This window comes from Embleya sp. NPDC020630 (assembly GCF_044334985.1).
GTDB lineage: Bacteria > Actinomycetota > Actinomycetes > Streptomycetales > Streptomycetaceae > Embleya.
On sequence record NZ_JBIRUB010000001.1, the window covers coordinates 1,342,896 to 1,367,456 of the forward strand.

The window sequence follows — 24,561 nt, forward strand, 5'->3', positions numbered from 1 at the left end:
GAGGTGCGGTGCCGGGCGGCGCGGCCCCGCCAAGATCCGCCGGACAGGGCCTGGACGCAATCGCACCTGCGGCCGGACGGGCCGGGGCGTGTGGGGATCCCCTGCACGCCCCGGCCCGTTCGGCGTTCGGCTTCCTGTCCCCGGCCCGTTCGGCTTCCCGGGCTCCCGGTCGCCCGGCGTGACGGCGGCCGGCTCGGGCGCCGCGGTGGCGGCAGTACCGGCGGGCCTCCGGTCGAGTCGGGTACCACGGGGCCGCCCCGTCGCGGCGAGTCGGTCGGACCGCAGCGGTCGTCCGCCGCGCGACCCGGGGCCGGGGATTGAAATCCCGTCTCGGCGGTCATGGTGGGGGGAGTCGTCGGGAGGAGTGGTGGGCGTGGGGTCGCTGTCGTTTCGTGAGGTGGCCGTCGTGTCCGGGGAGATCGCGGGGGAGTCCGGGCGGACCGCGAAGGCGGAGTTGGTGGCCGGCTGCCTGCGGCGGGCGGATCCTGACGAGGCGACCGTGGTGGTCGCCTATCTCGCGGGCACGCTCACCCAGCGGCAGATCGGTGTGGGGCCCGCCATGCTGCGTGCGGTGCCGCCGCCCGCCGCCGAGCCGTCGTTGACCCTCTTGGAGGTGGACGCCGCGCTGGCCGCGATCGGGGCCACCACCGGCACCGGCTCGCAGGCCGCCCGACGAGCCGCGCTCGACGCGCTGTTCGCCCGCGCGACCGAGGTCGAACAGCGCTTCCTGATCGGGCTGTTGGTCGGCGAGGTACGCCAAGGCGCACTGGACGGGGTGATGGCGGACGCGATCGCCCGCGCCGCCGAGGTCCCGGCCACGGCGGTACGGCGGGCGCTGATGTTGCGCGGCGCCGCCGGGCCGGTGGCCGCCGCCGCGCTGCACGGCGGCCGGGCCGCGCTCGACGCGCTCACCCTCGACGTGGGCCGCCCGGTGCGCCCGATGCTCGCCGCCGCCGCGCCGGACGTGACCGCCGCGCTGGCCAAGCTGCGGGCCAAGGACCCCGCCGCCGAGGTCGCGTCGGAGTGGAAGATCGACGGCATCCGGGTGCAGATCCACCGCGACGGCGATCGTGTCGCGGTGTTCACCCGCAGCCTGGACGACATCACCCCGCGCGTGCCGGAACTGGTCGAGGCAGTACGGGCGTTGCCGGTGCGTACCGCCGTGCTCGACGGCGAGGCGATCGCGCTGCGCCCGGACGGTCGGCCGCACCCGTTCCAGATCACCGCCTCCCGCACCGGGACCCGCGACGCCGCGCGGTTGCGGGCCGAGACGCCGCTGACGGTGTACCTGTTCGACGTGCTGCACGTGGACGGCGAGGACCTGATCGACCGCCCCGGCGCGGACCGCTGGGCCGCGCTCGCGGACCTGGCGCCGCCCGAACTCCTGGTGCCCCGGCTGGTCACCGGGGACGACGCGGCGGCGCAGGCGTTCTTCGCCGACGCGGTCGCACGCGGACACGAAGGGGTGGTGGTGAAGTCTCTGGACACCCCCTACACGGCGGGTCGGCGCGGCGCCGGCTGGGTCAAGGTCAAACCGCGGCACACCCTCGACCTGGTGGTGCTGGCCGCCGAGTGGGGCCACGGCCGCCGGCGCGGCACGCTGAGCAATCTGCACCTGGGCGCGCGGGATCCGGGCGGGGACGGGTTCGTGATACTCGGCAAGACGTTCAAGGGGCTCACCGACGAACTGCTCGCGTGGCAGACCGAGCGGTTGCGGGAACTCGAGGTGCGCCGGGACGACTGGACCGTGTGGGTGCGACCCGAACTCGTCGTGGAGATCGCCTTCGACGGGTTGCAGACCAGCACCCGCTATCCCGGCGGCCTCGCCCTGCGCTTCGCGCGGGTGTTGCGCTACCGGGAGGACAAGACGGCGGCGGAGGCGGACGACATGGACACGGTCCGGGCGCTCGCGGCCCGGGAGTGAGGGGTGCAGACGGCCCGCCGGACAAGGGCCTACCCGCGCGGACGGTAGAGGGCGTGCGCGTTGTCGTGCAGGACGGCGGCGGCCAGGTCCGGCCCGACCGAGTCGGCGATCAGGTCGAGATCGGCGTCCCGGAACGGGCGGGGCGCGCGGGTCGAGGGCAGGTCGGTGCCGGCGAGCAGGGCCCGTGGGTCGACCGCGGCGACGGCGCGCAGCGCCGCGGGTACGTCCGCGTCGAATCGGCCGAAGCCGGTGGCCTTGACCCGGGCGCCGTGTTCGACCAGCCGCAGCAGCTGCGGCAGCCCCTCCCGGGACAGGCCCAGGTGGTCGATGCCCACCCTCGGCAGCGCGGTCAACACCGGCAGCAGGTCGGGCAGATCGCGGGCGTCGAGGTACAGCTCGGCATGCCGGCCGGCGATCTCGTGGACCCGGCGGGCGAGCCGGTCCAGGTGGTCGAGCGTCGCGGAGCCGCCGCGCCGGACGTTGAAGCGGATCGCCCGCACCCCGGCCGCGTCCAGCTCGGCGATCCGCCGGTCGGGGACGTCGGGCGGCAGCTGGGTCACCCCGACGAAGGCGGGGCCGAGTCGGGCCAGCGCGTCGAGGAGGTAGGTCTGGTCGAAGCCCTGGAACGAGCCGGACACCACCGCGCCGCCGGTCACGCCGAGCGGGACGGCGCGGGCCAGGTAGTCGGCGGTGGTGAAGGTCGGCGGCAGGTAGCCGTGGTTGGCGACGAGCGGGAAACGCGGGTCGACGATGTGCAGGTGCGCGTCGAACACGCGACGAGCGGGCGATCCGGACACGGCGGTGCCTCCGTCGGCTGCGGGAACGCCGCATACCGTACCCGGGCGCCGGCCGGGCGCGGCGGATTCGCCACCCGGGAGAAGTTGTCAAATGCAACTAATTTCTTCTATGGTTGTGCCAGGCAACGAAGTCGCCGCGACGCGGGCGTACGACCGCCCGCGCACAGGAAGGAGCGAGCCGCCATGGCCACCAGGGAAGCCTGTCGGCACCTGCTCACCGAGTTGGAGGGCATCGTCGGCGTACGCCGCGGCCTCGCCAAGGCCGTCCCGCCCGGCAGCCTGCCGTCCGGCTCCGCGGTCCTGTTCGTGCTCGGCCGCAGTGCCGAACCGCTGCGCGCCGGGCGGGTGGCCGAACTCCTCGACCTGGACATGTCCGTGGTCAGCCGACACCTCGCACACCTGGTCGAACACGGCTGGGTGGCCCGCCGCCCGGACCCGCGCGACGGCCGGTCGGTGCTGCTCGGACTCACCCCGGAGGGGCGCGCCGTGGTCGACCGGGCCACCGAGAGCTGCCTCGCGGTGATCGCCGAGCGGTTGGCCGACTGGCCGGACGAGGACGCGGAGCGACTGTCCGAACTCCTGGGCCGGTTGAAGGCGGGCTTCGGGTCGAACGCGGGCTTCGGACACCGGGCCGAACCGGTGCCGACGGCCGTGTCACACTGACCCGCATGCCGAAGTCCGCCGCGGAACTGCGCGCGCATTTGGAGATCTTCTACGACGCGGTGCCCCGCCGGTTCACCCGCACCGAGGCGATCGGCGCGCTGACGCTGTTCGTCCGGGAGGGCGAAGGGTGGCCCTACTATGCCCGACCCACGCTCGGCGGCCTCACCGAGCCCACCGTCGCGGACGTGCGCGCGGTGCGGGCGCGGCAGAGAGAGTTGAAAGTGCCCGAGACGTTCGAATGGGTCCACGAGACCACCCCCGCGCTGCGGGCGGCCGCGATCGAGGCCGAACTGCATGTACACGAGCACCCGCTGATGGTGCTCGACCCGGACGAACATCCGGCCGAGCGCCCGGATCTGCCGGACCTGGTGACGCTGCGGCGAATCCGCGCCGACGCCACCGACCTGGCGATCGTGCACAGCGTCGCGGCGATCGGCTTCGCCAACCCCGGGACCGCGCCCGGCTCCGACGGGGCCGCCGAGCGGGACACCGCCGCGCTCGGCCAGGACCCGGGCCTGCTGTCCTACCTCAACGAGCGGTTGCGCAGCGGCGAGACGGTGATGTTCGCGGCGTACAGCCCGGCCGGACCGCTGTGTGTGGGCAGCTACCAGCACCTGTACGACACGACCGAGATCGTCGGCGTGGCCACCCTCCCGGCGGCCCGGCGCAGCGGCCTCGCGGCGGCGGTGACCTGGGAGTTGGCCCGGCACGCGCTGGAGGGCGGGAGCGAGACGGTGTTCCTGAGCGCGGGGGACGAGGACGTCGCGCGGGTGTACGACCGGATCGGCTTCCGCTCGGTGGGGACGGCGATGATCGCGGAGGCGCCGTGAGCGAGAGGGACGAGGGGCGGGCGGCCGAGGCGGGCGCGAAGACCGATGCCGCCGCGTCGATCGTGCTGCCCATCCCGCCGGGACGCAACCCCACCGCCGACGAGTTGGCCGCCGCGCACGGTCGGAGCATCCCGGACGTGATCGCGCCGAACCTGAGGGTGCTGTTCTGCGGGATCAACCCGGGCCTGTGGTCGGGCGCCACCGGGCGGCACTTCGCCCGTCCCGGCAACCGGTTCTGGCCGGCCCTGTACGCCTCGGGCTTCACCCCGCGCCTGATCGAGCCCGCCGCGCAGCGCGAGTTGACCACGCTCGGCCTCGGCATCACCAACGTGGTGGCCCGAACCACCGCGCGCGCCGACGAGTTGACGAAGGAGGAGTACCGGGCCGGCGGCCTGGCGCTCACCGCGAAGGTACGCCGGTACCGACCGGCCTGGTTGGCGGTCCTTGGCATCGGCGCATACCGCACCGGCTTCGGCCGCCCCAAGGCGGTGGTCGGCCGCCGGCCGGAGACGATCGACGACACCGGAATCTGGGTACTCCCCAACCCCAGCGGCCTGAACGCCCACTGGACGGCCGCGGCCCTCGCCGAAGCCTTCACCGCCCTGCGCACTGCGGCCTACCCGACCGAGTAGGAGGGCCGCGCGCGGGGGCGCCATCCGTGCCGCTCACCCTGTGCGGCGGCGACCGGGCGTCGGCGTGGGCGACCCGACTCGGGGGCGGGGCCGTCAATCGACCGAGTGGCATCACCCGGTTGGTGGTTACTTCGCGCCCCCTCGTGAGGTTGGGTCGGCATGAAGATCCTGCGAGCCCCGTACGGGCCGTGGCCCACCGAGACGTTCGAGACTCCCGTCTACGAGGCGTTGGTCGCCGAATGGCGCGACTCGGGCCGGGAGGTACCCTGGCCGGCCGACCGACCGCAAGGCAGCCCGCCCCGACACGCCCGCCCACCCGGACCGAGCCCGCGCACGCGTCGCCCGTGAGCCGGCCACGTGGCGCGATCCGGGTCCGGAGGCGCCCCCGCCGGTCCCGACCCGAGGGCCGGGGCCGCCGATCCGCTCCGCGTGAATCGGCCGGCCGCCGCGCGATGTGCTTCTTGTCACGCGTGTGCCGACACGCCCGGCGAGGAAGGAATTTGCCGGCCGATCGGCGCGGCGGCCGACGCGCGACGCCCCGTCCATCCGGTCCGTCGCCGCCGCCCCCCGCCGCCCTCGGCTCCGCCCCACGCGGCCCGCGCAGGCCCGGTGGGGCCGGACGGGCGCCGGGAGAGCGGGGGTTCGGGGTGCTCGACGCGCGTCGCAATTGCCCGCCGGTCGTACCACCCGGGCACGTCTCCGGCGAACCGTGACACGCCGGGAATCGGGACGCGACACAACACCTGGGGGTGCGACGACCACCCCGCCACTACATATATGCTCTGCGACGCAGCTGGTTCGCCCGACCGAAGTTTTCGGGAAGGCGAGGCAAGAGGGAATCCGGTGCGAGGCCGGAACTGCCCCCGCAGCGGTGAGCGGGAACGAAAGTCGTCATGGAGCGCCGGACGCCGAAGGGCGTACGGGAAGCGACGACCCCTAGGCACTCCGCGGACCACCGAGCACACGCCGTGCCCGGCGGTGCCCCGGCATGCCCGCGAGTCCGAATACCTGCCGGCTGCCCGCGCCTTCGGGCGTGGGGTCACCTGTACGTACGAGCTCGCGAGGAGAGAGCACGTGACCGTTGTGGACAGCGTGGGCGCGACCCGGATGCGGGTCGACGAGAGCCCCGAGGACCGCCTTGCCACCCTGGTGCGCACCCAGGCGCGCGATCTGCCGGAGGTCGATCCGGATCGGGTCGTCCGCCGGGTCGTCGCGGGTCTGAACGAGGGTGCGGACCGCGGCGCGGCGGCCGACCTGGCCGTGCGCACAGCCGCCGAGCTGATCGCCGAGGAGCCCGCCTACTCGCGGCTCGCCGCGCGCCTGCTGGCCGGCCGGATCGCCGACGAGGCCGCCGAGGCCGGCGTCGCCTCCTTCAGCGCCGGCATCGCGCTCGGTCACCGCGAGGGCATCATCGGCGCGGAGACCGCGGCGTTCGTCGCCGCGCACGCCGCCGAATTGGACGCCGCCGTCGACGCCGACGGGGACCGCCGCTTCGAGTACTTCGGTCTGCGCACCGTCTACGACCGCTACCTGCTGCGCCACCCCGTCTCGCGCAAGGTGGTCGAGACCCCGCAGCACTTCCTGCTGCGCGTGGCGTGCGGTCTGTCCAAGGAGCCCGGCGAGGCGATCGGCTTCTACCGGCTGATGTCCTCGCTGGCCTACCTGCCCAGCTCGCCGACGCTGTTCAACTCCGGCACCGTGCACACCCAGATGTCCTCGTGCTACCTGCTCGACTCGCCCAAGGACGAGCTGGAGTCGATCTACGACATGTACGGGCGAATCGCCCGGCTGTCGAAGTTCGCCGGCGGCATCGGCGTGGCCTGGTCGCGGGTGCGCTCGCGCGGCTCGCTGATCCGGGGCACCAACGGGCACTCCAACGGCATCGTGCCGTGGCTGAAGACCCTCGACTCGTCGGTGGCCGCGGTCAACCAGGGCGGCCGGCGCAAGGGCGCGGCCTGCGTGTACCTGGAGACCTGGCACCCCGACATCCTGGAGTTCCTCGAACTGCGGGAGAACACCGGCGAGGACGCGCGTCGCGCGCACAACCTCAACCTGGCCAACTGGGTGCCGGACCTGTTCATGCGGCGCGTCGAGGAGGACGGCGTCTGGTCGTTGTTCGACCCGAACGAGCTGCCCGAGCTGCCCGACCTGTGGGGCGCCGAGTTCGACGAGGTGTACGAGACCGCCGAGCGGGACGGCCGGTTCGTCCGGCAGATGCCCGCGCGCGACCTGTACGCCCGGATGATGCGCACGCTCGCGCAGACCGGCAACGGCTGGATGACCTTCAAGGACGCCGCCAACCGGACCTGCAACCAGGCCGCCGAGCCGGGCAACGTGGTGCACCTGTCCAACCTGTGCACCGAGATCCTGGAGGTCACCAGCGACGGCGAGACCGCCGTGTGCAACCTCGGCTCGGTCAACCTCGGCGCGCACGTGGTCGCCGGCGAGGGCATGGACTGGGACAAGCTGCGCGCCACGGTGCGCACCGCGGTGATCTTCCTCGACCGCGTGATCGACATCAACTACTACCCGACCGACCAGGCCGCCGCGTCCAACCCGCGCTGGCGCCCGGTGGGCCTGGGGTTGATGGGCCTGCAGGACGTGTTCTTCACGCTCGGCCTGCCGTTCGACTCGGCCGAGGCGCGCGAGTTGTCCACGCTGATCTCCGAGGAGATCTACCTCACCGCCTTGGAGACGTCCTCGGCGCTCGCCGAGGTACACGGCCCGCACCCGGCGTACGCCGAGACGCACGCCGCGCGCGGCCGGCTCCAGCCGGACCTGTGGGAGGGCGTGTACCCGACCCAGACCAAGCGCTGGGACGCGCTGCGCACCCGCGTGGCCGAGCACGGGCTGCGCAACTCGCTGCTCGTGGCGATCGCGCCGACCGCGACCATCGCCTCCATCGCCGGCGCCTACGAGTGCATCGAGCCGCAGGTGTCCAACCTGTTCAAGCGCGAGACGCTGTCCGGCGAGTTCCTGCAGATCAACGGCTACCTGGTGCGCGAGCTCAAGGCCCGCGGCCTGTGGACCCCCGAGGTGCGCGACCGGATCAAGCGCGCCGAGGGCTCGGTCCAGGGCATCGCCGAACTCCCGGAGGACGTACGGGAGTTGTACCGCACCGCGTGGGAGCTGCCGCAGCGCGCGCTGATCGACCTGGCGGCGGCCCGCTCGCCGTACATCGACCAGTCGCAGTCGCTGAACCTGTTCATGGCCGACCCGACCATCGGCAAGCTGTCCTCGATGTACCGCTACGCGTGGTCCACCGGTCTCAAGACCACGTACTACCTGCGCTCGCGCCCCGCGACGCGGATCCAGCAGGCGACCGTGCCCGCGCAGGCGTCCGCCGCGCCGGTCGAGGAGATCTCGGACCTCGCCCCCTCCGATGTCGAGATTATCGCCTGCTCGCTGGAGAACCCCGAAGCATGTGAGGCGTGCACGTGAGCCTGCTCGATCCCGGAATGAACCTCACGCTGCGCCCGATGCGGTATCCGGACTTCTACGAGAAGTACCGGGCGGCGATCCGCAACACCTGGACGGTCGAAGAGGTCGACCTGCACAGCGACCTCGCCGACCTGGACAAGCTCAGCCCGGCGGAGCGGCACCTCGTGCAGCGCCTGGTCGCGTTCTTCGCGACCGGCGACACGATCGTGGCGAACAACCTGGTGCTGAACCTGTACCGGCACATCAACTCGCCCGAGGGCCGGCTGTACCTGTCGCGGCAACTCTTCGAAGAGGCCGTCCATGTGCAGTTCTACTTGACGCTGCTCGACACCTACATGCCCGACCACGAGGAGCGCGAGCAGGCGTTCGCCGCGGTCGAGCACATCCCGTCGATCCGGCGCAAGGCGGAGTTCTGCTTCCGCTGGATCGACTCGGCGATGGGCCTGGACCGGCTCGAATCGCGGGAGGACCGGCGGCAGTTCCTGCTCAACCTGATCTGCTTCGCGGCGTGCATCGAGGGGCTGTTCTTCTACGGCGCCTTCGCCTACGTGTACTTCCTGCGCTCGCGCGGGCTGCTCAACGGCCTCGCGTCGGGGACCAACTGGGTCTTCCGCGACGAGTCCGCGCACATGGACTTCGCGTTCTCCGTGGTCGAGACGGTGCGGGCCGAGGAGCCCGGCCTGTTCGACGACGAACTCGCCGAGGACGTACGGCGGATGCTGGCCGAGGCGGTGGACGCGGAGACGGCGTTCGCCGAGGACCTGCTCCAGGGCGGGGTGTCCGGGATGACCGTCGCCGACATGCGCTCCTACCTGGAGCACGTGGCCGACCGGCGGCTCGCCCAGCTGGGCATGGCGCCGGTGTACGGCTCGGCGAACCCGTTCGGCTTCATGGAACTCCAGGACGTCCAGGAGCTGTCGAACTTCTTCGAGCGGCGGGTGTCGGCCTACCAGGTCGCGGTCACCGGATCGGTCTCCTTCGACGAGGACTTCTGACCCGGGTTCGTGTGCCCGAGTACTCCACCGCCGTGCCGTCCCGATTCCGGGGCGGCACGGCGGTTTCGCGCGTTTCGGGGGCGGTCGGCCCCGCCCGGGCTCACGAGCGTTCGGCGGCGCGGCGGCGCAGGGCGGTCGCGGTCGCCTCGTCGGCGGGCAGGAACGCCTCCAGGTGGAGTTCGGACACGGTGACGTCGGTCGCCGTCGCGAACGAGGTGAGCGTGGTGAGCAGGCGCAACTCGCCTCCGCTCGCCGGGTCCCGCAACCGCAGCGGCACCGCGAAGCCGAGGTGGTCGGGGCCCGGTTCCACGTTCGGGACGTAGCCGCGCAACTCCTCGATGAACGTGTCGAGCAGCGGATCGGGGCTGCGCAGCGCCCGGGCCCGCATGTTCTCGATGACGTGATGACCCCACGCGGCCAGGTTCTCCACCCGCGTCGCCATGCCCCGCGGATGCAGCATCAGCCGCAACATGTTCATCGGCTGCCCGAGCAGCTCCGGGGCCGCGCCGTCGGTGAGCACGTCGATCGCCGCGTTGGCCGCCACGATCTGCCCGTACGGCCGCAGCACCATCGCCGGATAGGGCAGATGGCCCTCGATCACCGCGCTCAGCGCCTCCTGGACCGGCCGCATCATCGGGGCGTCCCAATCGGACTCGGGGAACACCGGCGCGAAGCCGGCGGTGTGCAGCAGCGCGTTGCGCTCGCGCAGCGACAGTTCCAGTGATTCGGCGAGCCGGATGATCATGGTTCGGCCGGGCCGGGACCGACCGCTCTCGATGAAGCTCAGATGCCGCTGGGAGGTTTCCGCGCGGGCGGCCAGCTCCAGCTGGCTCAGCCGCCGAGCGGTACGCCAGCGCCGCAGTTCGGCGGGGAAGTCCGGGCCGTGGGTGATCGTGCTCATGGGGCAGTTCTAGGCAGTGCGAGCACGGGGGGCAATTCCCTTGCGGGAATTGTCCTGTCGGGCGGGTCGCTCGCAGGATCGTCACCACGGCCCGCCGAGCGGCGGGCCGGGCACGGCGGATCGTCGCATCATCGTCGCAACGCGGAAGAGGCACCACCATGAAGAGCTACCACCTGCAGCCGGGCGCCGGAATCGACGGACTCACCGTGCGGGACCACGACGAGCCCGCGCCGGGTCCGGGTCGGGTGCTGGTCCGGGTCCGGGCCTCCTCGATCAGCCTGCGCGAGCTGCTCGTCCTGGCCGGCGACTATCCGCTGCCCGTGCGGCCGGACGTCGTCCCGGGCTGCGCCGGGGTCGGCGAGGTGGTCGCGGTCGGCGCCGGGGTGACCCGGGTGGCGCCGGGGGACCGGGTCGCCGCGACCGTCTTCCCGGACTGGATCGACGGGCCGTTCGGCCTGGACTACGCGGCCCAGCTGGGCAGTTCGCGCGACGGCATGTTCACCGAGTACACGCTCGCGGACGAGCGGGCGCTCGTGCACATCCCCGCGCACCTGTCCTTCGCCGAGGCCGCCGCGCTGCCGCTGACCGCGGTGACGGCGTGGAACGCGCTGACCGGCGGCCGGGTGCCGATGCCGGGGGAGACCGTGCTGACCCTCGGCACCGGAGGTGTGTCGTTGTTCGCCGTGCAGTTCGCCAAGCGGTCCGGCGCCCGGGTGATCGCCACCACGTCCAGCCCGGACAAGGCGGAGCAACTGAGAGCCCTCGGGGCCGACGAGGTGGTCGACTACCGGCAGCACCCCCGGTGGGGCGAGGAGGTGCGGCGGCGTACCGGTGGGCGCGGGGTGGACCGTGTCGTCGACGTCGTGGGGGACCTGTCCCAGTCGCTCGCTGCGACCGCGCTCGGCGGCGAGATCGCCTTCGTCGGACACTGGTTGGGCACGGACGCCCCGGAGCGTACGCCGTCCCCGACCGACTTCTTCAACGCCGGCGCGGTGCTGCGTCCGCTCGCGGTGGGCAACCGGGCGGCGTTCGAGACGATGAACCGCGCGGTGGACGCGTGGCGGGTGCGGCCGACGATCCACCGCGAGTTCGGCTTCGACGAGATCCCGGACGCGCTGCGCCACCACGCCAAGGGCGGCTTCGTGGGCACCGTGGTCGTGAACCACGGCTGAGCGACGATCCGTCGGGTGGGGACGGACGGCCGGTGCGCGGCGGTGGGCGAAACCCGGTTGGTCCGGCCGACCGCCGCGCGCACAATGGCGCGCATGGCCATTTCCTTGCATCACATCGTCATCGACGCACACGATCTGCCCGGGCTCGCGCGTTTCTGGGCCGAAGTGTTGGGCTGGCAGGTGTTGTCCGAGCGCGAACGCGAGGTGGTCATCGGCACCGAGCCGGGAGCGCCGGTCGGTATCTGCTTCATGCCGGTGACGGACGTGAAGACCGTCAAGAACCGACTGCACCTCGACCTGACCCCCGGCGCCGGTCCCGGCGAGCGGGACGCGGAGATCGAGCGGCTGATCGCGCTCGGCGCCCGCCGCGTCGACGTCGGCCAGACCGGCACCGAGTCGTGGACGGTGCTCGCCGACCCGGAGGGCAACGAGTTCTGCGTGGTACGGGCGAAGGCGACGCTGATCGGTTGAGCGATCGGCCTTGGTCGAGGGGGGCGTTCGCGAGCGGTGCGCGGGTGCGGGCCGACGCGTTCGCCCCGGCTCGGTGAGGTCAGGCCGAGGTGGTCGGCGGGTGGCCGGAGCCGCTGTTGCCGCCGCGACGGCGGGTGAGTCGGTCGCGCAGGTGTCGCTTGCCCTGCTCGACCTGGCGCGGATTGCGGCGGATGTACCCCTGGATCTTCTTCACGGTCTTCGACAGCGCGCTCATGTCGTGGTCCCTCCCTGATGCCCGGAAACGCGGGCGTCGGCGTCCCCGAGGGCGCCGATAACAGGTGTTTGCCCCGGTCTGGATCGGGATACGCGGTTCGGCCGGGCCAAATCCCCCGGAACTCCCCGGGAAATCCGCCGAATCGGCCCGCCGAGGCCCGCCAGGAGGAAGCGGGTAGCCTGCCGGTATGTCTCACGTCCTCTCCGTGAACCTGGCCCACCCGCGCGCCAACCCGGTGAAGGCCGGGATCGACCTGACCGGGATCGACAAGCGGCCGGTCGACCACGCGGTCGCCGTGCGACCACCGGGGCCCAAATACGGCGGTCACGGCAGCGGACTGGTCGGCGACGAGATCTACGACCGGCAAAACCACGGTGGCAACGACCAGGCGGTATACGCCTACGCCCGGGAGAACCTGGACTTGTGGGCGGCCGACCTGGGCCGCGAACTCGCCAACGGCAGCTTCGGCGAGAACCTGACCACGACCGAACTCGACGTCGAGGCGGCCCTGATCGGCGAGCGCTGGCGGGTGGGCGGCGCGGCGGGTCCGCTGTTGGAGGTCTCCGTCCCGCGCATCCCGTGCTCGACCTTCGCCCACTGGCTGGACGAGCGGCGCTGGGTCCGCCGATTTACCCAACGCGCCCTGCCCGGAACCTACTTGCGAGTGCTGGAACCGGGCGAGGTGCGCGCGGGGGATGCGATCACCGTGGTCTCCCGGCCCGACCACGACCTCACGGTCGGGGTGTGCTTTCGGGCGCTGACCATCGAGCCCGACCTGCTGCCCCGGTTGATCGACGTCGAGGAACTGCCTGGTGAGGCACGCGAGGTGGCCCGGAAGCGCACCGGGGTGATCCCGGTGCAGTTCGTCTCCGACGGCGAGTAGCCGCTATCGGCCGCCGACGAACGTCGGCGGGACGCGGTCGTGCCAGGGCAGGGCCTGTTCGAGCAGCGCGGCGACCCGAAGGAGGGTGTCCTCGCGGCCGAACGGGGCCACCAGTTGCACGCCGATCGGCAGGCCGTCGGCGCTGTGCCCCAGCGGAAGACTGATCGCGGGCTGGCCGGTGACGTTGAAGAGCGCGGTGAACGGGCCGTAGGCGAAGATCGTCTCCAGCCAACCCCGAACCGAGTGCTTCGGGTCGTCGAAGTCCAACGTGCCATGCGGGGGCGGGAGTTGACCCAGGGTCGGGGTGATCAGCAGGTCGTGATCGGCGAAGAAGGCCCCGACCGAGCGGGACACCCGGTTGTGCGCGTCGAACGCGGCGATCAGGTCGAGCGCGGTCACCGCGTGTACGTCGTGCAGGATCTGCCGGGTGACCGCCTCCAGCTTGGCCGGGTCCGGCGGGCGGGGCGCGCCGAGCAGTGGTGCGGCGACGAACGACACCACCTCCGGCACCAGCCCGTCGAGCACGCTCTCCCAGTCGACCACCGGGCTCGCCTCGTCGACCCGATGCCCGAGTTCGCCCAGCAGCCCGGCGACCGCCGCGGCCGCCCCCGCCACCTCGGGGTCGACGGCGACGCCGGACCACGCCCGGGTGGTCACGCCGATCCGCAACGGCGGTACGTCGGCGCCCGGTTCGGCGGCGTAGGGCCGCAGCGGGGTGGGCGCGCCGTACTTGTCGCCCGGCGCCGGACCGGAAACCGCGTCGAGCAGATACGCGGTGTCGCGCACGGTGCGGGTGAGCGCGAAGTTGTACGAGATCCCGAAGAACGACTCGCCCAGGTCGGGGCCGCACGGGGTACGCCCCCGGGTGGGCTTGAGCCCGACCAGTCCGCAGGCCGAGGCGGGCACGCGGATCGAGCCCGCGCCGTCGGTGGCGTGCGCGATCGGGACCGCGCCGGCGGCGACCAGGGCCGCCGCGCCGCCACTGGAGCCGCCGACGCCGCGCTCCGGATCCCACGGGTTGCGGGTGATGCCGTACTTGACCGACTCGGTCGCGAAGTTGATCGCCATCTCCGGCGCGGTGGTCAGCCCGAGGGTGACGAGACCGGCGGCCCGGAAGCGGGCCATCAGCTCGCTGTCGTGCGGCATGACCACCCCGGGCACCGCGCGGCTGCCCAGGAAGAACGGGACCCCGGCCGCGACCGGCCCGGAGTCCTTGATCAGGAACGGCACGCCGGCGAACGGCGCGTCCGGGTCTCGGGAGCGGTCCAGGGCCGGTTCGAACACGGGCAGCGCGAGCCCGTTCAGCTCGGCGTTCGCGACCTCGATCGCCTCCCGGGCGGCCTGCTCGACCTCGGCCGCGGTGACCTCGCCGCCGCGGATCAGGTCACGCAGGCCGACCGCGTCGTACCGGGCGTACTCGTCGAGCCGCATACCGCTCCGCTCCTGGGGGATGGCGATGGGTCAGGCCGTGGCGGGGTGACTCCGGTCGGTGGCCAGCTTGACCGCGAGGCCGCCGAGCACGGTGCCCATGACGTAGCGCTGGATGCGCAGCCACGACGGCCGCTTGGTCAGGAAGATCGCGATCGAACCGGCCGCGAGGACCAGGACGCCGTTCACCGTCAGACTGATCAGGATCTGGATCGTGCCGAGCACGAACCCCTGAAGCAGCACGTGCCCGGCGTTCGGGTCGACGAACTGCGGGATCAGCGAGAGGTACATGATCGCGGCCTTGGGATTCAGCAGGTTGGTCAGCAGCCCCATGGTGAACAGCCGCCGGTTGGAGTCGGGCGCCAGCTCCTGCGGGGCGAACGCCGAGACGCCACCGGGCCGAAGCGCCTGCCAGGCGAGCCAGCCGAGGTAGGCGGCACCGGCCAGCTTGACCGCGAGGTAGAGCTCCGGCACGACGAGGAACACGGCGGACAGGCCGAGGTTGGCCATCGACATGTAGATCATGAACCCGAGGGCCACACCGAGCAGCGACACCATGCCGGCGCGGCGGCCCTGGGTGATGCTGCGCGAGGTCACGTACATCATGTTGGGCCCGGGAGTGAGCACCATCCCCAGCGCCACGGCGCTGACCCCGACTATTGCGCTTGTCTCGATCACTCGTGCCCCCGCTGTCGCACCGCCGGCCGCCTGTCACTTGCAATCCGCAATTCTGTCGCCTTCAGGCTTTTCCCGGCAACCGAGTTGTCCCGTGCGCGCGGCAGCCGCGCTCACCCCCGCCCGAGCCCGAGCCGCCGCCGCCACGCAGCGGAGATCCGTGGCCGGACCAGGACGACCCCCTGCTGGGTGGCGAGCGCGATGTCGAAGCCGTCGAGGAGCGTGGCGCCGTTGATCCGGGCCGGCAGGGGCGTGCGCCAGATCGGGTTGCCGTCCGGGAGATGACACAGGGTGATGCCGTGTTCGTCGTCGACCAGCACGAGAGCTTCGCCGTCAGGGGAGTTGCCGGTCCAGAGGAGGCGCTTGGCAGGGACGGCAAGGCGGCCGACGTCGTTCGGGGAGGCGGAGTTCCAGATGTGGACCGAATCGGCGCCCGACAGGTCGTCGTCGCGACCCGTGGCGAGCAACAACGCGTCGTTCGAGGGCAGACGCACCCAGGCCATGTCGTGTTCGTCGGCGTAGTCCATCTGCGTCCACCACGCGGCGGGGAGTCGACGCCCCATGCCGACCCGGTACATGCGCCTGTCGGTCAGGTCGAGAACGGCGTAGTCACCCCGGTAGTCGACGCAGGAGACATGACGGGTACCGGTTCGGGCATGGAACGGCAGCATGCTCATCACCGGATTCGGTGTCTCGACGCGACCGTGCGCAAGTTCGTTGCCGGTCACCGCATCTCGGATGCGGATCGCCGGGCCCGAGAGCTGCCTGGTGTCCGGTGGCCCGACTCCCTGGGAGAGCAGGAGTAGCGCCCGGCCGGTCGATGTGGCCACGGCGGTCGAACTGCACCAGGTCGCGTGGTTGTCCGCGGCAGACAGCGGCCAGACCGTTCCGGGATGGTGGCCGCCAGGCGCGGTGAACTCGACGGTGTCCAGGACGGGATCGACGGAGACGAGCCGTGCGCGCGGGTGGCTCGCGGACGGCGGAATCAGGTGGAATTTCGTCATCCTGGACATGTGTCTCGGGAAGGCGAGCCGGGTGGTTCGCACCCCTCCGTCGGGGCTCAACCGGTGCCAGACGGTCGAGCCGGATGAATCCGCGTCCTGCGCACCCTCCTTCGCGTTGTGGGAGACCTGGAAGATGGAGACCACACCGTCGTCGTCTTCGTGGCGTCGTGTGATGGCAAGTCTGTCCGAACCCGGAAGCACGTCGCCGCTCACCGCGCTGTCGGGGAGGTCCAACGGCTCGCGGTCGAGCGTTCGCAGACCCAGACGGGATGTGACCAGGATCCGGTCCGGTCGTGCTCTCCAACTCCGTACGGACCGTGCCTCGACGGACACGGGCGTCGGCCGACGCGCGGTGCCCGGGTCGGGAAGGGTGGTTGTCGGGGGTTGCCAATTCCACAGCCGAACCGTGCCGTCGGCACCGGCCGCGAGGATGTTCAAGCCGTCGGACGAGGACGAAGCGAGTATCCGAAGGGCGCAAACCGCGCTTTCGTGGCCGAGGAGGGGGTCTCCGAGCGGGGTGCCGGCGGTGGCGTCGACGACGTGTACCGCGCCCTTCCATCCGGCCCGGACGACGACGGCGCGACCATCGTTTCCCATGGCGACGGCCGAGAGCGGTTTCCTGTCGAGCTGCGTGGAAGACATGGGAAGACCGGACATCGGCAGCGTGTGGATCGTGTGCGTACCACCCACGATGTAGGTGGGGTCCTCGTCCAGCCGAACGAAGCCACCCCATCGCCCGTCGGCCGTCTCCTCCGGTAGATCGAACGAAAGAGATCGGCCGGCGACCCGGACCAGGGTCACCGTCGTCGTGGTCTCTCTCTCCTCTACGAGTGCGAGGAAGGTCTCCCCCCTCGAATTCTCGGCGATGTCGAGGTCGGGTCGGGTATGGAGGCCATCGACCAGAACTTCGGGAGAGGCCGACGGATCTCCCTCCGGGTCGTACAGTACGATCGCGCCGGACTCCTTCCGGAACAAGGGCAACCGCGCCGGGAAACCCGGGGCGCGGATCAGCCGACATCCGGTCAGCGGGGCGTTCCCAGCGAAGCGGTGCTCGACCCGCAGGACGACCTGCCCGGTCGTCACGTCCAAAACCTCGACGCCGTCCCATTCTTGGCAGGCGACAACCGCCCTTCCGCTGCTCAGGACACCGGCCGTGACGATCGACCGGTAGCCGGCGTTGTCCGCGCACGGACGCCATGTCGCGTCGTCGACGTTCCATGTCCGCACTTGGCCCTGGTCGTCGAGAGTGACCGCCGTGGGTTGATCGTGCGCGTCCACGAAAGCCGCAGCGGCGAGTATCTCGTTCGGATGCGGCAGAGTCCTGGCCGCGGACGGGTCGCCCGGGACCCATACATGCAGGCACGTCGCTGCGGGCGGGAGCGCCAACACCAAGGAGCGATTCCGGGGCCGCAGTTCCTCGATCCACCAGTTGTCGTCGATCTCGTCGACCGAGAAGCCCCCTGTGCCGTGGTGTCCGATCACCTGATGCGGCGTTACCGACCGCGGCTCCATCCACACCCGCTCTACGGACGTTGACAAAGCCAGGGCTCGGTCCGCGAATTCGTGCTCGCCGGTCGCCCGGGCCACGAACGCGAGATGGGCGGCCCGATCCCGCTCCCGTTTCCGCAAAACCTCCGCGCACCGCTCCACCACCAGCGGCACCATCGAGTTCCCCCGGGCGCGTCGAACGGCTCGCAGCAGATCCAGAGGGCCGGCGGCCAGGACGAACGCCGGATCCGTGATCAGTTCACCGATGGTGCCCGCCGCTCCCGCATGCGTTGCCAGGTGGTAGCGGACATAGGGCTCCGCCTTGTCCCAGTTCGGACCCATGCCGTCCGGCAAGGGAGGCACCAGGCCCAGCAGCGCCGCGACGAAGCACGTCTGGATGTCCACCATGCTCCGGGCGGTCAGCGCCCGTTCGCGCAGGTGGTCGGTCAACTCCTGGTGGTAGAGGCGGAAATAGCGGTGGCCGCCCACGTCGACCGTCGTGAGATAGGAACCCTCCTCGTCCACCAACTCGTCGATGTCGCGCTCGCATACCGCCGCGCCCGACAGCCGGGACGCCACCGTCGTCCATACGCCCGCGCGGGGCAGGCCGTGGCCCTCGGCGAAGGCCAAAGTCGTGAGTAGGGTCAACGCCGTGGCGCGGCGGGCCGCGGGTAGGCGCTCCAGGTAGGAGCGGAACGCGCCGTCGACGTCGGAGGGGAGTGCGTCGGCCCAGCCCGATGTCCTTACGTCCACCGGCTCCTGCCGCAGCAGAGCGCTCGCCGTCATCCGCGCGACCAGGAAGCAGCGTCCCGCCCGTCGGGCCACCGCCCCCGCGATAACGCGCGCCGTGTCCGGGGCGTCCGTGTACGGCGACCGCACGTCGGCGAGGATGCGCTCGACGTAGTCGGCGACACTCGTGTCGTCCGCGTAGGTGTCGGCGTCCAGGTCCACGATCGGGGCGTGCCTGCACCAGTCGCTCAGCAGTTCGCGCCGCGACCCCACCACCAACCGCACACACGGCACGTCGCCCAGTGGCCGCAGTAGTTCCCACGCGATCCGGCGCGCCTCGACGATGTCGTGGCCCGGGCCCGCCTCGTCGAGCGAGTCCACCACCACGCGATACGGCGCCTGTCGGCCCGCCAGCGCCGCCAACAGCGCGTCCACGCTCGAGGCGCGCACGTCCGCCGCGCCGGCCAGGCGGCCGATCAGCGCGTCGATGGTCTGATGCCGGGCGTTGATCGACACGTCGATCGGGGGTGTGCCGCCGCAGGTGTCGCCTTCGAGCACGATCCGGCCGAGCAGCGCCGATTTGCCCGAGCCGGGCGCGCCGGTGACGGCCAGCGGTCCGCGTCCGCCCGGGCCGGCCAGGCGGGTGCGGACCACGTCGAGGGCGTGTGCGCGGCCGGTGAAGTACGAGCCCGGGTCGTGCACGTGTTCCACACCGCGTCCGCGCGGCTCGAAGTGCGCGGTCAGGTCCCCGCCTTCGCCCTCCGCCCGGCCGTCCGGACCGATCTCGGCCGCCGGGTCGAAGGCGGGGTTCGGGAAGAACGGGGGCTGGATCGACTGGTCGGTGACGGAGCATACGGCGCGTTGCGCGTGCCCGGCGGTGACGAAGGCCCGGTTGATCCGGTCGGCGAGCAGCGCGGGGGACAGCCGGCGCTGCGAGGCTCCGTCGCCCGCCGCGTGGGCGCGGGTGAGTTCGGTCACGAAGTCGCCCGCATCGCCGGCGAGTTCCCGACGCCGGGCCGATGCCAGCACCCACGTCCCCGAACCGGGCTCCTCACCACGTGCCCGGGTCGCCGCGAACGCCGCCGTCACCGCGCCGAGTTCGTCGGCGCCGAGACCGGCATGGCACGCGTCGACGATGAACAGCACGTCACGGACCGGCGATTCGGCCAGGATCGCCGCCAGGTTCTCCAACGACAACCACGTGCGCGGTCGGGTCGCCACCGAGCCCGCGCAGGCCAGCCGATACGGTCCGGCGATCGGCGGGTCGCCGTGGCCGGCGTAGTACACGACCACGACATCACCCGCCGTCAACCCGCCACCCGCGCACCAGTCCGCCAGCGCGTCCTCGAACTCGTCGGCATCCGGGTCGCGGGACACCTCGGTCAGCACCCGCTCGTAGCCCATCGCCCCGAACAGGTCCACGATCCGCCCGACATCCCGGTGCGCGCCGCGCAGTTCGCCGAGTTCGCGATAGTGCCGCGTCCCGGCCGCGACCAGATATCGGCGCGGTTCGCTCACTCGCCCGACCCGGTGCCGCCCGCCGCCCAGCGCAGCGCCTCGGCCCGTGCGTCGAACCGGTCCGACTCGTCCGCGCGCAACCCGGCCATGATCGCCGTCCCCGTCTCCACCGCCGTCAGGTAGCGCGTCGCGTCGTGCATGTGGCTGCCGTTGTCGACCACCACGTCCCGCACCCGCTCGCCGAAGGTGTGCCGCAACTCGCGCACCACGGCGACGACATCGCCCGAGTCGGCGATGTTGGTCCAGGCCCGCAGACCCTGCGGCCACCACCCCATGCCCTCGATCGGAGCCGGTCGCAGCCGATCGTGCACCAACGCGCGCATCCCCAGCGGCGAGCCCAGGGTGACCAGGGTGTCCACCCGGTGCGAGGTGTTGCACAACGTCTCGTAGGCCACCACCGACCCGAGCGAATGGGCCACCACCACCCGGGTCTTTGGGGTGATCCGCGCCGCGACCCGGGCCCGGGCCCGCGCCCGGATGTCCTCGTCGATGAGGTAGCGGACCATCTGCTTCAGGTCGCCGATCAGCGCCCGGTCCAGCACGCCGGTCAGGAAACGCGCGCCGGTCAGCGCGTCCAGGGCCGCCCGCACCGCCTTCAGCCGCACCGCCCGCGAGCCGACCGCGCCGGCCGCACCGCGCGTACCGCCGGAGTCCGGGCCCGGCACACCCGGATCGACCCGCGCGGCCTCCGCCCACCACGCCATCAGCAGGTCGAACTCGTCGTCGTCCACCACGTCGGCCGCGTCGAAGGGCTCGTCCCCCGCCGACCGGGTCCCCGCCGGCCGGAACAGGTCGCCGTAGAAGGCCACCGCGACCTCCTCGGCCGCCGGCACCGGCCCCTCGGCCAGGCGGGCCCCGCCCCGCAGTTCGGGCACCACGTCACGCGCGAGCGAGTCCTCGCTCAGGTACTGCTTACCGACGCCGTGTACAAAAACGACCTTGGTCACGGACCCCTCCCCCTGATGTCTGCGGCAAGCCTAGGTCCTGTCCGGCGGCATGCGGGCCGGTGGCCCGAAAGCCGGGGCTACGCTGGGCGGATGATCCGCGCCGACCCTCCCGAGGAGGGCTTCGTCTTCGTACGCGAGGCGCGCCCCGGGCCGATGGCCGCTGCGGCCGTCGGACGCCGGATCGCCAAGGCGGACTTCGAGCCGCCGTGCATCGTGGTCGACCGGGAATTGTCGAGCGTGATCGTCGGCGGGTGGCCGGGCCGGCTGTACCGGGTCGCGGTGACCCCGCCCGAGACGGACGCCGAGCGCGCGGCGCTGACGCAGGCCAACGAGGCGCTGCGCCAACCCGCCAAGTACATCCGGGCGTTCACGGTGGACGTGCTCGCCGAACTGCCCGCGTCCGCGCTGTTCGGCCCGCACGGCGCGGCGGTGGTGGACGTCCTCGACGCGGCCCGCGTGCTTACCCCGCGGGCCGCCGCCCGGCTCGCCGCGGCCACGATTCCGGGCGCCGCCGCCCACTACGGCGCGGCCTGGATTCGCTGGCTCGCCGGTGAGCCGAACGCCGCGCCCTACCTCGACCGCGACCACTCCGACACTCTGGCCATCCCCGGCGCGGGCCCGGCCGATTCCCCGATCGGCAAGGGGTTCCTTGCGGTGTCCGCCACGGTCCGGGCCGCGGCGCGCGAACGCGGTGGCCCCACGGCGTTCGAGACGGTGTACGACGAGGAGGACGGGGAGAGCGAGGAGGTGATGGCCGAGCCGTGGTCGGACGCCCTGTCCCCGCTGCTGCACGCCGCGATGGCGCTCGGCGCGCCCCACCTGATGTCCGCCGCGGACCGGGACGCGCTGACCGCCCCCTGGCGCGCGACCACCGCCGACCGCCCGGCCCGCTGACCCGCGCGAAAGCGAACCCACGCGAAGGCGAACCCGGGCGGCCAGGCCCACCGCCCTACCGCACCCGCGCCGCGACCGCCGCCACGAAGGCGTCCGCCTCCGCGACCGGGCCGGGCCCGAGATTGAGATGGGTGTCCGCGTTCCAGGCGCCGAGCACCGTGACCCGCGCACGGGTGAACATGTCGAGACTCTCCTCCAGGACGAAGTAGCGCGGCTCGCCCACCACATCCGGCCCGAGGAGCAGCGCGAAGTGCGCCTCCGGCGGATGCAGCGCGGGCGGGAAGCGCACCAGCAGGGCGGTCCCGGCGCCCAGCGGCACGTGCGACAGGGCCAGTCCGCCGGCGGGCAGCCGCTGCTCCTCGGGCAGTTCGCCGCCGACGCCGACCCACAGGTCCGCGGTGCGCGCGTTCAGTTCGTCGAGCGGTGCGGCCAGCAGCCCGGCGGCGTTGCGCAGCGCGATCGAGCGGAAGACCACGTGGGCGAATCGGTAGTGGTGCGGTCGGGAGCTCATCCGTGGCCTTTCGGGTGGGTCGTCGAGGGTTGGTTCGTCGGGCCGGCCGGCGGGCGAAAAAAACCCGTGGCCGGTTCGGCGTTCATCCGTCATCCTGTTCCGCGATGGGAATGATGGACAGCATGGCCGCCAAGGTGGCGCGCGGCGCCACCGTCGAGTTTCGCCCGCGCGGGACCTCCATGGCCCCGCTTATCCGCAGTCGCCAACTCGTGACCGTCGCGCCGGTGGACCCGGCCCGTCTCGCTCTCGGGGACATCGTCTTGGCCAGGGTCGCGGGAAAGATGTACCTGCACCTGGTCTCCGCACTGGATGTCACCCGTTCGCGCGTCCAGATCAGCAACAATCGTGGCCGGACCAACGGCTGGACGTCGTACGCCCGCGTCTACGGGATCTGTGTGTCCGTGGACGGCGTACCCCGTCCGGGCGCCGGCCGCAAGATCCGCGAATCGGTGCCCGCGGACGGGTGAGTGCCGCCGCACCGACCGGAGTCCGGCTCGTGGCGGAAGTCCTGAGGAGGAACCACTCCCGCCACGGGCCGGGCGGTACGACCGCCGGACGGCGATCCACCGCGCCCCGGGACCTTCGGTCCCGATGATCGACACGCGTACACCGTCCGTCCGGTTGCCCGTGATTCGGGACGACCCGGTGGATTCGTCCGCGGCGCTGCCAGGTAGAGATGCAGCCATGAAGAAGCTGATCAATTCCGCCCGCGACGTCGTCCCCGAGATGTTGGAGGGGCTGGCGCTGGCCAACCCCGGCATCGCCCTGCTGGACGGCGCGAACGTCGCGTTGCGCGCGGACGCGCGGGCGTACGCGCAGAGCGGCCGGGTCGCGGTGATCTCCGGCGGCGGCGCCGGCCACGAGCCCGCGCACGCGGGATACGTCGGGCCCGGGATGTTGACCGCCGCCGTGTCGGGGGACGTGTTCACCTCCCCGGCCACCGACACGATCCTGGCCGCGATCCGCACCGTCGCCGGCCCCGCCGGAGTGCTGCTCGTGGTCAAGTCGTACACCGGCGACCGGCTCAACTTCGGCCTCGCCGCCGAGTTGGCCCGGGCCGAGGGGATCGCGGTCGAGGTGGTGGTGGTCGCCGACGACGTGGCCCTGGCCGCGGGGGAGGGCACCGCCGGCCGGCGCGGGATCGCCGGCACCGTGTTCGTGCACAAGGTCGCGGGAGCGGCGGCGGAGGCGGGCGCGACGCTGGCCGAGGTCCGGGCGGAGGCCGAGGCGGCGGCCCGCGCGATCGGCACGATGGGCGTTGCGCTCAGCCCGTGCACGGTGCCGGCCGCCGGGCAGCCTGGCTTCGAACTCGGCGAGGACGAAGTCGAGTTGGGCCTGGGCATTCACGGCGAGGCGGGGGTACGCCGGGACAAGATCGCGCCCGCCGACACGTTCGTGGCCGAACTCCTGGACCGGATCGTGACGGAGACCGGCCTCGAAGCCGGCGACCGGGTCGCGCTGCTGGTCAACAACCTCGGCGGCACCCCGACCATGGAACTGGACATCGTGCTGCGCGGCGCCGTGCGTGACCTGGCCGGCCGGGGTCTGGTCCTGGAGCGGGCCTGGCGCGGATCGTTCCTGACCGCCCTGGAAATGGCCGGCGTCTCGCTGTCCCTGCTCCGGGTCGACGACGCCCGGCTCGCCCGCCTCGACGCGGCGACCTCCGCGCCCGCGTGGCCGACGCCGGTGGCGGGCCGGGTGGGCGAGGTCACCGTGCTGCCGGCGGCCCCCGCTCCCGGCACCGCCGACGCCGGAACCGCGCTGACCGAGCCGACCCCGCTCACCCGCGCCGTCGAGGCGGCGTGCGCGGCGCTGACCGAGGCCGAGCCGCACCTGACCGAGCTGGACCGGATCGTCGGCGACGGCGACCTGGGCATCAGCCTGGCCCGCGGCGCCGAGGCCGTCCGGCGCGAGCTGCCCGGCTACGGCGGCGGCGACCCGGCCGCCGTGCTGCGCGGGCTCGCCGACACCGTACGACGCGCCCTCGGCGGCACCTCCGGGCCGCTGTACTCGGTGCTCCTGCTGCGCGCGGCGAGCGCGGTGGAGGCCGACCCGTCACCGCACGGGTGGCGCGAGGCGCTGGCCGCGGGCGCCCGGGCGGTCGGCGAACTCGGCGGCGCCCGGGTCGGCGACCGCACCATGCTGGACGCCCTCGTGCCCGCCGGCGAGGCCCTGGTCGGCGGCGCGAGCCTGGCCGAGGCGATCGACGCGGCCGCCGCCGGCACCGAGGAGACGGCGACCCACAGCGCCCGCCGGGGCCGCAGCAGCTACCTCGGCGACCGGGCGATCGGCACGGTCGACCCGGGCGCGGAGGCCGTGGTGATCTGGCTGCGCGCGGTCGCCGACGCCCTGGACGCGGAGGGCGAGGGGGCATAGCGCACGACCGCCGCGGCCCGGATCCGGGCCGCGGCGGTCGAGGTATC

The 24,561-nt window shown here is 72.5% G+C and carries 21 protein-coding genes and 1 riboswitch; of the genes, 13 read left to right on the plus strand and 8 right to left on the minus strand.

Going from position 1 to position 24,561, the window contains the following annotated elements; all coding sequences use genetic code 11:
• The first annotated feature begins 382 nt into the window (after positions 1 to 382).
• Positions 383 to 1,924: an ATP-dependent DNA ligase gene (locus ACH4XV_RS05555; RefSeq protein WP_395787068.1), complete on the plus strand. Its 1,542-nt coding sequence runs from the start codon at positions 383 to 385 to the stop codon at positions 1,922 to 1,924.
• Positions 1,925 to 1,953: 29 nt separating this feature from the next.
• Here ACH4XV_RS05555 and ACH4XV_RS05560 read toward each other — a convergent pair whose 3' ends face one another.
• Positions 1,954 to 2,721, minus strand: coding sequence for an amidohydrolase family protein (locus ACH4XV_RS05560; RefSeq protein ID WP_395786933.1), 768 nt, complete (start codon positions 2,719 to 2,721; stop codon positions 1,954 to 1,956).
• 183 nt (positions 2,722 to 2,904) lie between these two features.
• Here ACH4XV_RS05560 and ACH4XV_RS05565 point away from each other — a divergent pair, with 183 nt between their 5' ends.
• From ACH4XV_RS05565 to ACH4XV_RS05590, 6 genes are all read left to right on the plus strand, one after another.
• Positions 2,905 to 3,384: a MarR family winged helix-turn-helix transcriptional regulator gene (locus ACH4XV_RS05565; RefSeq protein ID WP_395786934.1), complete on the plus strand. Its 480-nt coding sequence runs from the start codon at positions 2,905 to 2,907 to the stop codon at positions 3,382 to 3,384.
• A gap of 5 nt (positions 3,385 to 3,389) precedes the next feature.
• Positions 3,390 to 4,214, plus strand: a complete 825-nt coding sequence (locus tag ACH4XV_RS05570; protein WP_395786935.1) for a GNAT family N-acetyltransferase — start codon at positions 3,390 to 3,392, stop codon at positions 4,212 to 4,214.
• 71 nt (positions 4,215 to 4,285) lie between these two features.
• Positions 4,286 to 4,846, plus strand: a complete 561-nt coding sequence (gene mug, locus ACH4XV_RS05575) for a G/U mismatch-specific DNA glycosylase (protein ID WP_395787070.1) — start codon at positions 4,286 to 4,288, stop codon at positions 4,844 to 4,846.
• A gap of 159 nt (positions 4,847 to 5,005) precedes the next feature.
• Positions 5,006 to 5,194, plus strand: a complete 189-nt coding sequence (locus tag ACH4XV_RS05580) for a hypothetical protein (protein ID WP_395786936.1) — start codon at positions 5,006 to 5,008, stop codon at positions 5,192 to 5,194.
• Positions 5,195 to 5,623: 429 nt separating this feature from the next.
• Positions 5,624 to 5,877: riboswitch (cobalamin riboswitch) on the plus strand.
• Between the two features lie 76 nt (positions 5,878 to 5,953).
• The gene (locus tag ACH4XV_RS05585) at positions 5,954 to 8,287 is read left to right on the plus strand and encodes a ribonucleoside-diphosphate reductase subunit alpha (protein ID WP_395787072.1); all 2,334 of its coding nucleotides are present in this window, start codon (positions 5,954 to 5,956) and stop codon (positions 8,285 to 8,287) included.
• A 17-nt stretch (positions 8,288 to 8,304) separates the two neighbouring features.
• Complete coding sequence (locus ACH4XV_RS05590; protein WP_395787074.1) at positions 8,305 to 9,282, plus strand: ribonucleotide-diphosphate reductase subunit beta; 978 nt, start codon at positions 8,305 to 8,307, stop codon at positions 9,280 to 9,282.
• 100 nt (positions 9,283 to 9,382) lie between these two features.
• On the opposite strand, the gene ACH4XV_RS05595 is transcribed toward ACH4XV_RS05590, so the two are convergent.
• Positions 9,383 to 10,183, minus strand: coding sequence for a helix-turn-helix domain-containing protein (locus ACH4XV_RS05595; RefSeq protein ID WP_380000661.1), 801 nt, complete (start codon positions 10,181 to 10,183; stop codon positions 9,383 to 9,385).
• 158 nt (positions 10,184 to 10,341) lie between these two features.
• Here ACH4XV_RS05595 and ACH4XV_RS05600 point away from each other — a divergent pair, with 158 nt between their 5' ends.
• Together ACH4XV_RS05600 and ACH4XV_RS05605 are read left to right on the plus strand one after the other, a co-directional pair.
• Positions 10,342 to 11,355: an NAD(P)-dependent alcohol dehydrogenase gene (locus ACH4XV_RS05600; RefSeq protein WP_395786937.1), complete on the plus strand. Its 1,014-nt coding sequence runs from the start codon at positions 10,342 to 10,344 to the stop codon at positions 11,353 to 11,355.
• Between the two features lie 93 nt (positions 11,356 to 11,448).
• A complete protein-coding gene (locus tag ACH4XV_RS05605; RefSeq protein WP_395786938.1) occupies positions 11,449 to 11,826 on the plus strand; it encodes a VOC family protein in 378 nt (125 codons plus the stop codon).
• Between the two features lie 79 nt (positions 11,827 to 11,905).
• Here ACH4XV_RS05605 and ACH4XV_RS05610 read toward each other — a convergent pair whose 3' ends face one another.
• Positions 11,906 to 12,061 (minus strand): hypothetical protein, encoded by a 156-nt coding sequence (locus ACH4XV_RS05610; RefSeq protein ID WP_395786939.1) that lies wholly within the window; start codon positions 12,059 to 12,061, stop codon positions 11,906 to 11,908.
• 187 nt (positions 12,062 to 12,248) lie between these two features.
• On the opposite strand from ACH4XV_RS05610, the gene ACH4XV_RS05615 reads away from it, so the two are divergent.
• Complete coding sequence (locus ACH4XV_RS05615) at positions 12,249 to 12,944, plus strand: MOSC domain-containing protein (RefSeq protein WP_395786940.1); 696 nt, start codon at positions 12,249 to 12,251, stop codon at positions 12,942 to 12,944.
• A gap of 3 nt (positions 12,945 to 12,947) precedes the next feature.
• Here the strand turns inward: ACH4XV_RS05615 and ACH4XV_RS05620 are convergent, their stop codons facing one another.
• The 4 genes from ACH4XV_RS05620 to ACH4XV_RS05635 form a co-directional block, all read right to left on the minus strand.
• Positions 12,948 to 14,375 (minus strand): amidase, encoded by a 1,428-nt coding sequence (locus tag ACH4XV_RS05620; protein WP_395786941.1) that lies wholly within the window; start codon positions 14,373 to 14,375, stop codon positions 12,948 to 12,950.
• Between the two features lie 30 nt (positions 14,376 to 14,405).
• On the minus strand, positions 14,406 to 15,002 hold the full coding sequence (locus ACH4XV_RS05625) for a LysE family translocator (RefSeq protein ID WP_395787076.1): 597 nt from the start codon (positions 15,000 to 15,002) through the stop codon (positions 14,406 to 14,408).
• A 158-nt stretch (positions 15,003 to 15,160) separates the two neighbouring features.
• Entirely contained in the window at positions 15,161 to 19,786 is a 4,626-nt protein-coding gene (locus ACH4XV_RS05630) for a caspase family protein (protein ID WP_395786942.1), read from the minus strand.
• Positions 19,783 to 20,733: an antibiotic ABC transporter ATP-binding protein gene (locus ACH4XV_RS05635; RefSeq protein ID WP_395786943.1), complete on the minus strand. Its 951-nt coding sequence runs from the start codon at positions 20,731 to 20,733 to the stop codon at positions 19,783 to 19,785. Before ACH4XV_RS05635 ends, ACH4XV_RS05630 begins: the two co-directional genes overlap by 4 nt.
• A gap of 90 nt (positions 20,734 to 20,823) precedes the next feature.
• On the opposite strand from ACH4XV_RS05635, the gene ACH4XV_RS05640 reads away from it, so the two are divergent.
• Entirely contained in the window at positions 20,824 to 21,627 is an 804-nt protein-coding gene (locus ACH4XV_RS05640) for a hypothetical protein (protein WP_395786944.1), read from the plus strand.
• A gap of 55 nt (positions 21,628 to 21,682) precedes the next feature.
• Here ACH4XV_RS05640 and ACH4XV_RS05645 read toward each other — a convergent pair whose 3' ends face one another.
• Complete coding sequence (locus ACH4XV_RS05645; RefSeq protein ID WP_395786945.1) at positions 21,683 to 22,138, minus strand: hypothetical protein; 456 nt, start codon at positions 22,136 to 22,138, stop codon at positions 21,683 to 21,685.
• A gap of 122 nt (positions 22,139 to 22,260) precedes the next feature.
• Here ACH4XV_RS05645 and ACH4XV_RS05650 point away from each other — a divergent pair, with 122 nt between their 5' ends.
• Together ACH4XV_RS05650 and ACH4XV_RS05655 are read left to right on the plus strand one after the other, a co-directional pair.
• A complete protein-coding gene (locus tag ACH4XV_RS05650; RefSeq protein WP_246127020.1) occupies positions 22,261 to 22,605 on the plus strand; it encodes a S26 family signal peptidase in 345 nt (114 codons plus the stop codon).
• 217 nt (positions 22,606 to 22,822) lie between these two features.
• The gene (locus tag ACH4XV_RS05655; protein ID WP_395786946.1) at positions 22,823 to 24,514 is read left to right on the plus strand and encodes a dihydroxyacetone kinase family protein; all 1,692 of its coding nucleotides are present in this window, start codon (positions 22,823 to 22,825) and stop codon (positions 24,512 to 24,514) included.
• The last annotated feature ends 47 nt before the right edge of the window (positions 24,515 to 24,561 follow it).

Excerpts from the sequence above, each read along its gene's own strand:
- ACH4XV_RS05565 (WP_395786934.1), top strand. The coding sequence starts at position 2,905 with ATGGCCACCAGGGAAGCCTGTCGGCACCTGCTCACCGAGTTGGAGGGC.
- ACH4XV_RS05570 (WP_395786935.1), top strand. The coding sequence starts at position 3,390 with ATGCCGAAGTCCGCCGCGGAACTGCGCGCGCATTTGGAGATCTTCTAC.
- ACH4XV_RS05580 (WP_395786936.1), top strand. The coding sequence starts at position 5,006 with ATGAAGATCCTGCGAGCCCCGTACGGGCCGTGGCCCACCGAGACGTTC.
- ACH4XV_RS05585 (WP_395787072.1), top strand. The coding sequence starts at position 5,954 with ATGCGGGTCGACGAGAGCCCCGAGGACCGCCTTGCCACCCTGGTGCGC.
- ACH4XV_RS05590 (WP_395787074.1), top strand. The coding sequence starts at position 8,305 with ATGAACCTCACGCTGCGCCCGATGCGGTATCCGGACTTCTACGAGAAG.
- ACH4XV_RS05595 (WP_380000661.1), bottom strand. The coding sequence starts at position 10,183 with ATGAGCACGATCACCCACGGCCCGGACTTCCCCGCCGAACTGCGGCGC.
- ACH4XV_RS05600 (WP_395786937.1), top strand. The coding sequence starts at position 10,342 with ATGAAGAGCTACCACCTGCAGCCGGGCGCCGGAATCGACGGACTCACC.
- ACH4XV_RS05605 (WP_395786938.1), top strand. The coding sequence starts at position 11,449 with ATGGCCATTTCCTTGCATCACATCGTCATCGACGCACACGATCTGCCC.
- ACH4XV_RS05610 (WP_395786939.1), bottom strand. The coding sequence starts at position 12,061 with ATGAGCGCGCTGTCGAAGACCGTGAAGAAGATCCAGGGGTACATCCGC.
- ACH4XV_RS05615 (WP_395786940.1), top strand. The coding sequence starts at position 12,249 with ATGTCTCACGTCCTCTCCGTGAACCTGGCCCACCCGCGCGCCAACCCG.
- ACH4XV_RS05620 (WP_395786941.1), bottom strand. The coding sequence starts at position 14,375 with ATGCGGCTCGACGAGTACGCCCGGTACGACGCGGTCGGCCTGCGTGAC.
- ACH4XV_RS05625 (WP_395787076.1), bottom strand. The coding sequence starts at position 15,002 with ATGGTGCTCACTCCCGGGCCCAACATGATGTACGTGACCTCGCGCAGC.
- ACH4XV_RS05640 (WP_395786944.1), top strand. The coding sequence starts at position 20,824 with ATGATCCGCGCCGACCCTCCCGAGGAGGGCTTCGTCTTCGTACGCGAG.
- ACH4XV_RS05645 (WP_395786945.1), bottom strand. The coding sequence starts at position 22,138 with ATGAGCTCCCGACCGCACCACTACCGATTCGCCCACGTGGTCTTCCGC.
- ACH4XV_RS05650 (WP_246127020.1), top strand. The coding sequence starts at position 22,261 with ATGGCCGCCAAGGTGGCGCGCGGCGCCACCGTCGAGTTTCGCCCGCGC.
- ACH4XV_RS05655 (WP_395786946.1), top strand. The coding sequence starts at position 22,823 with ATGAAGAAGCTGATCAATTCCGCCCGCGACGTCGTCCCCGAGATGTTG.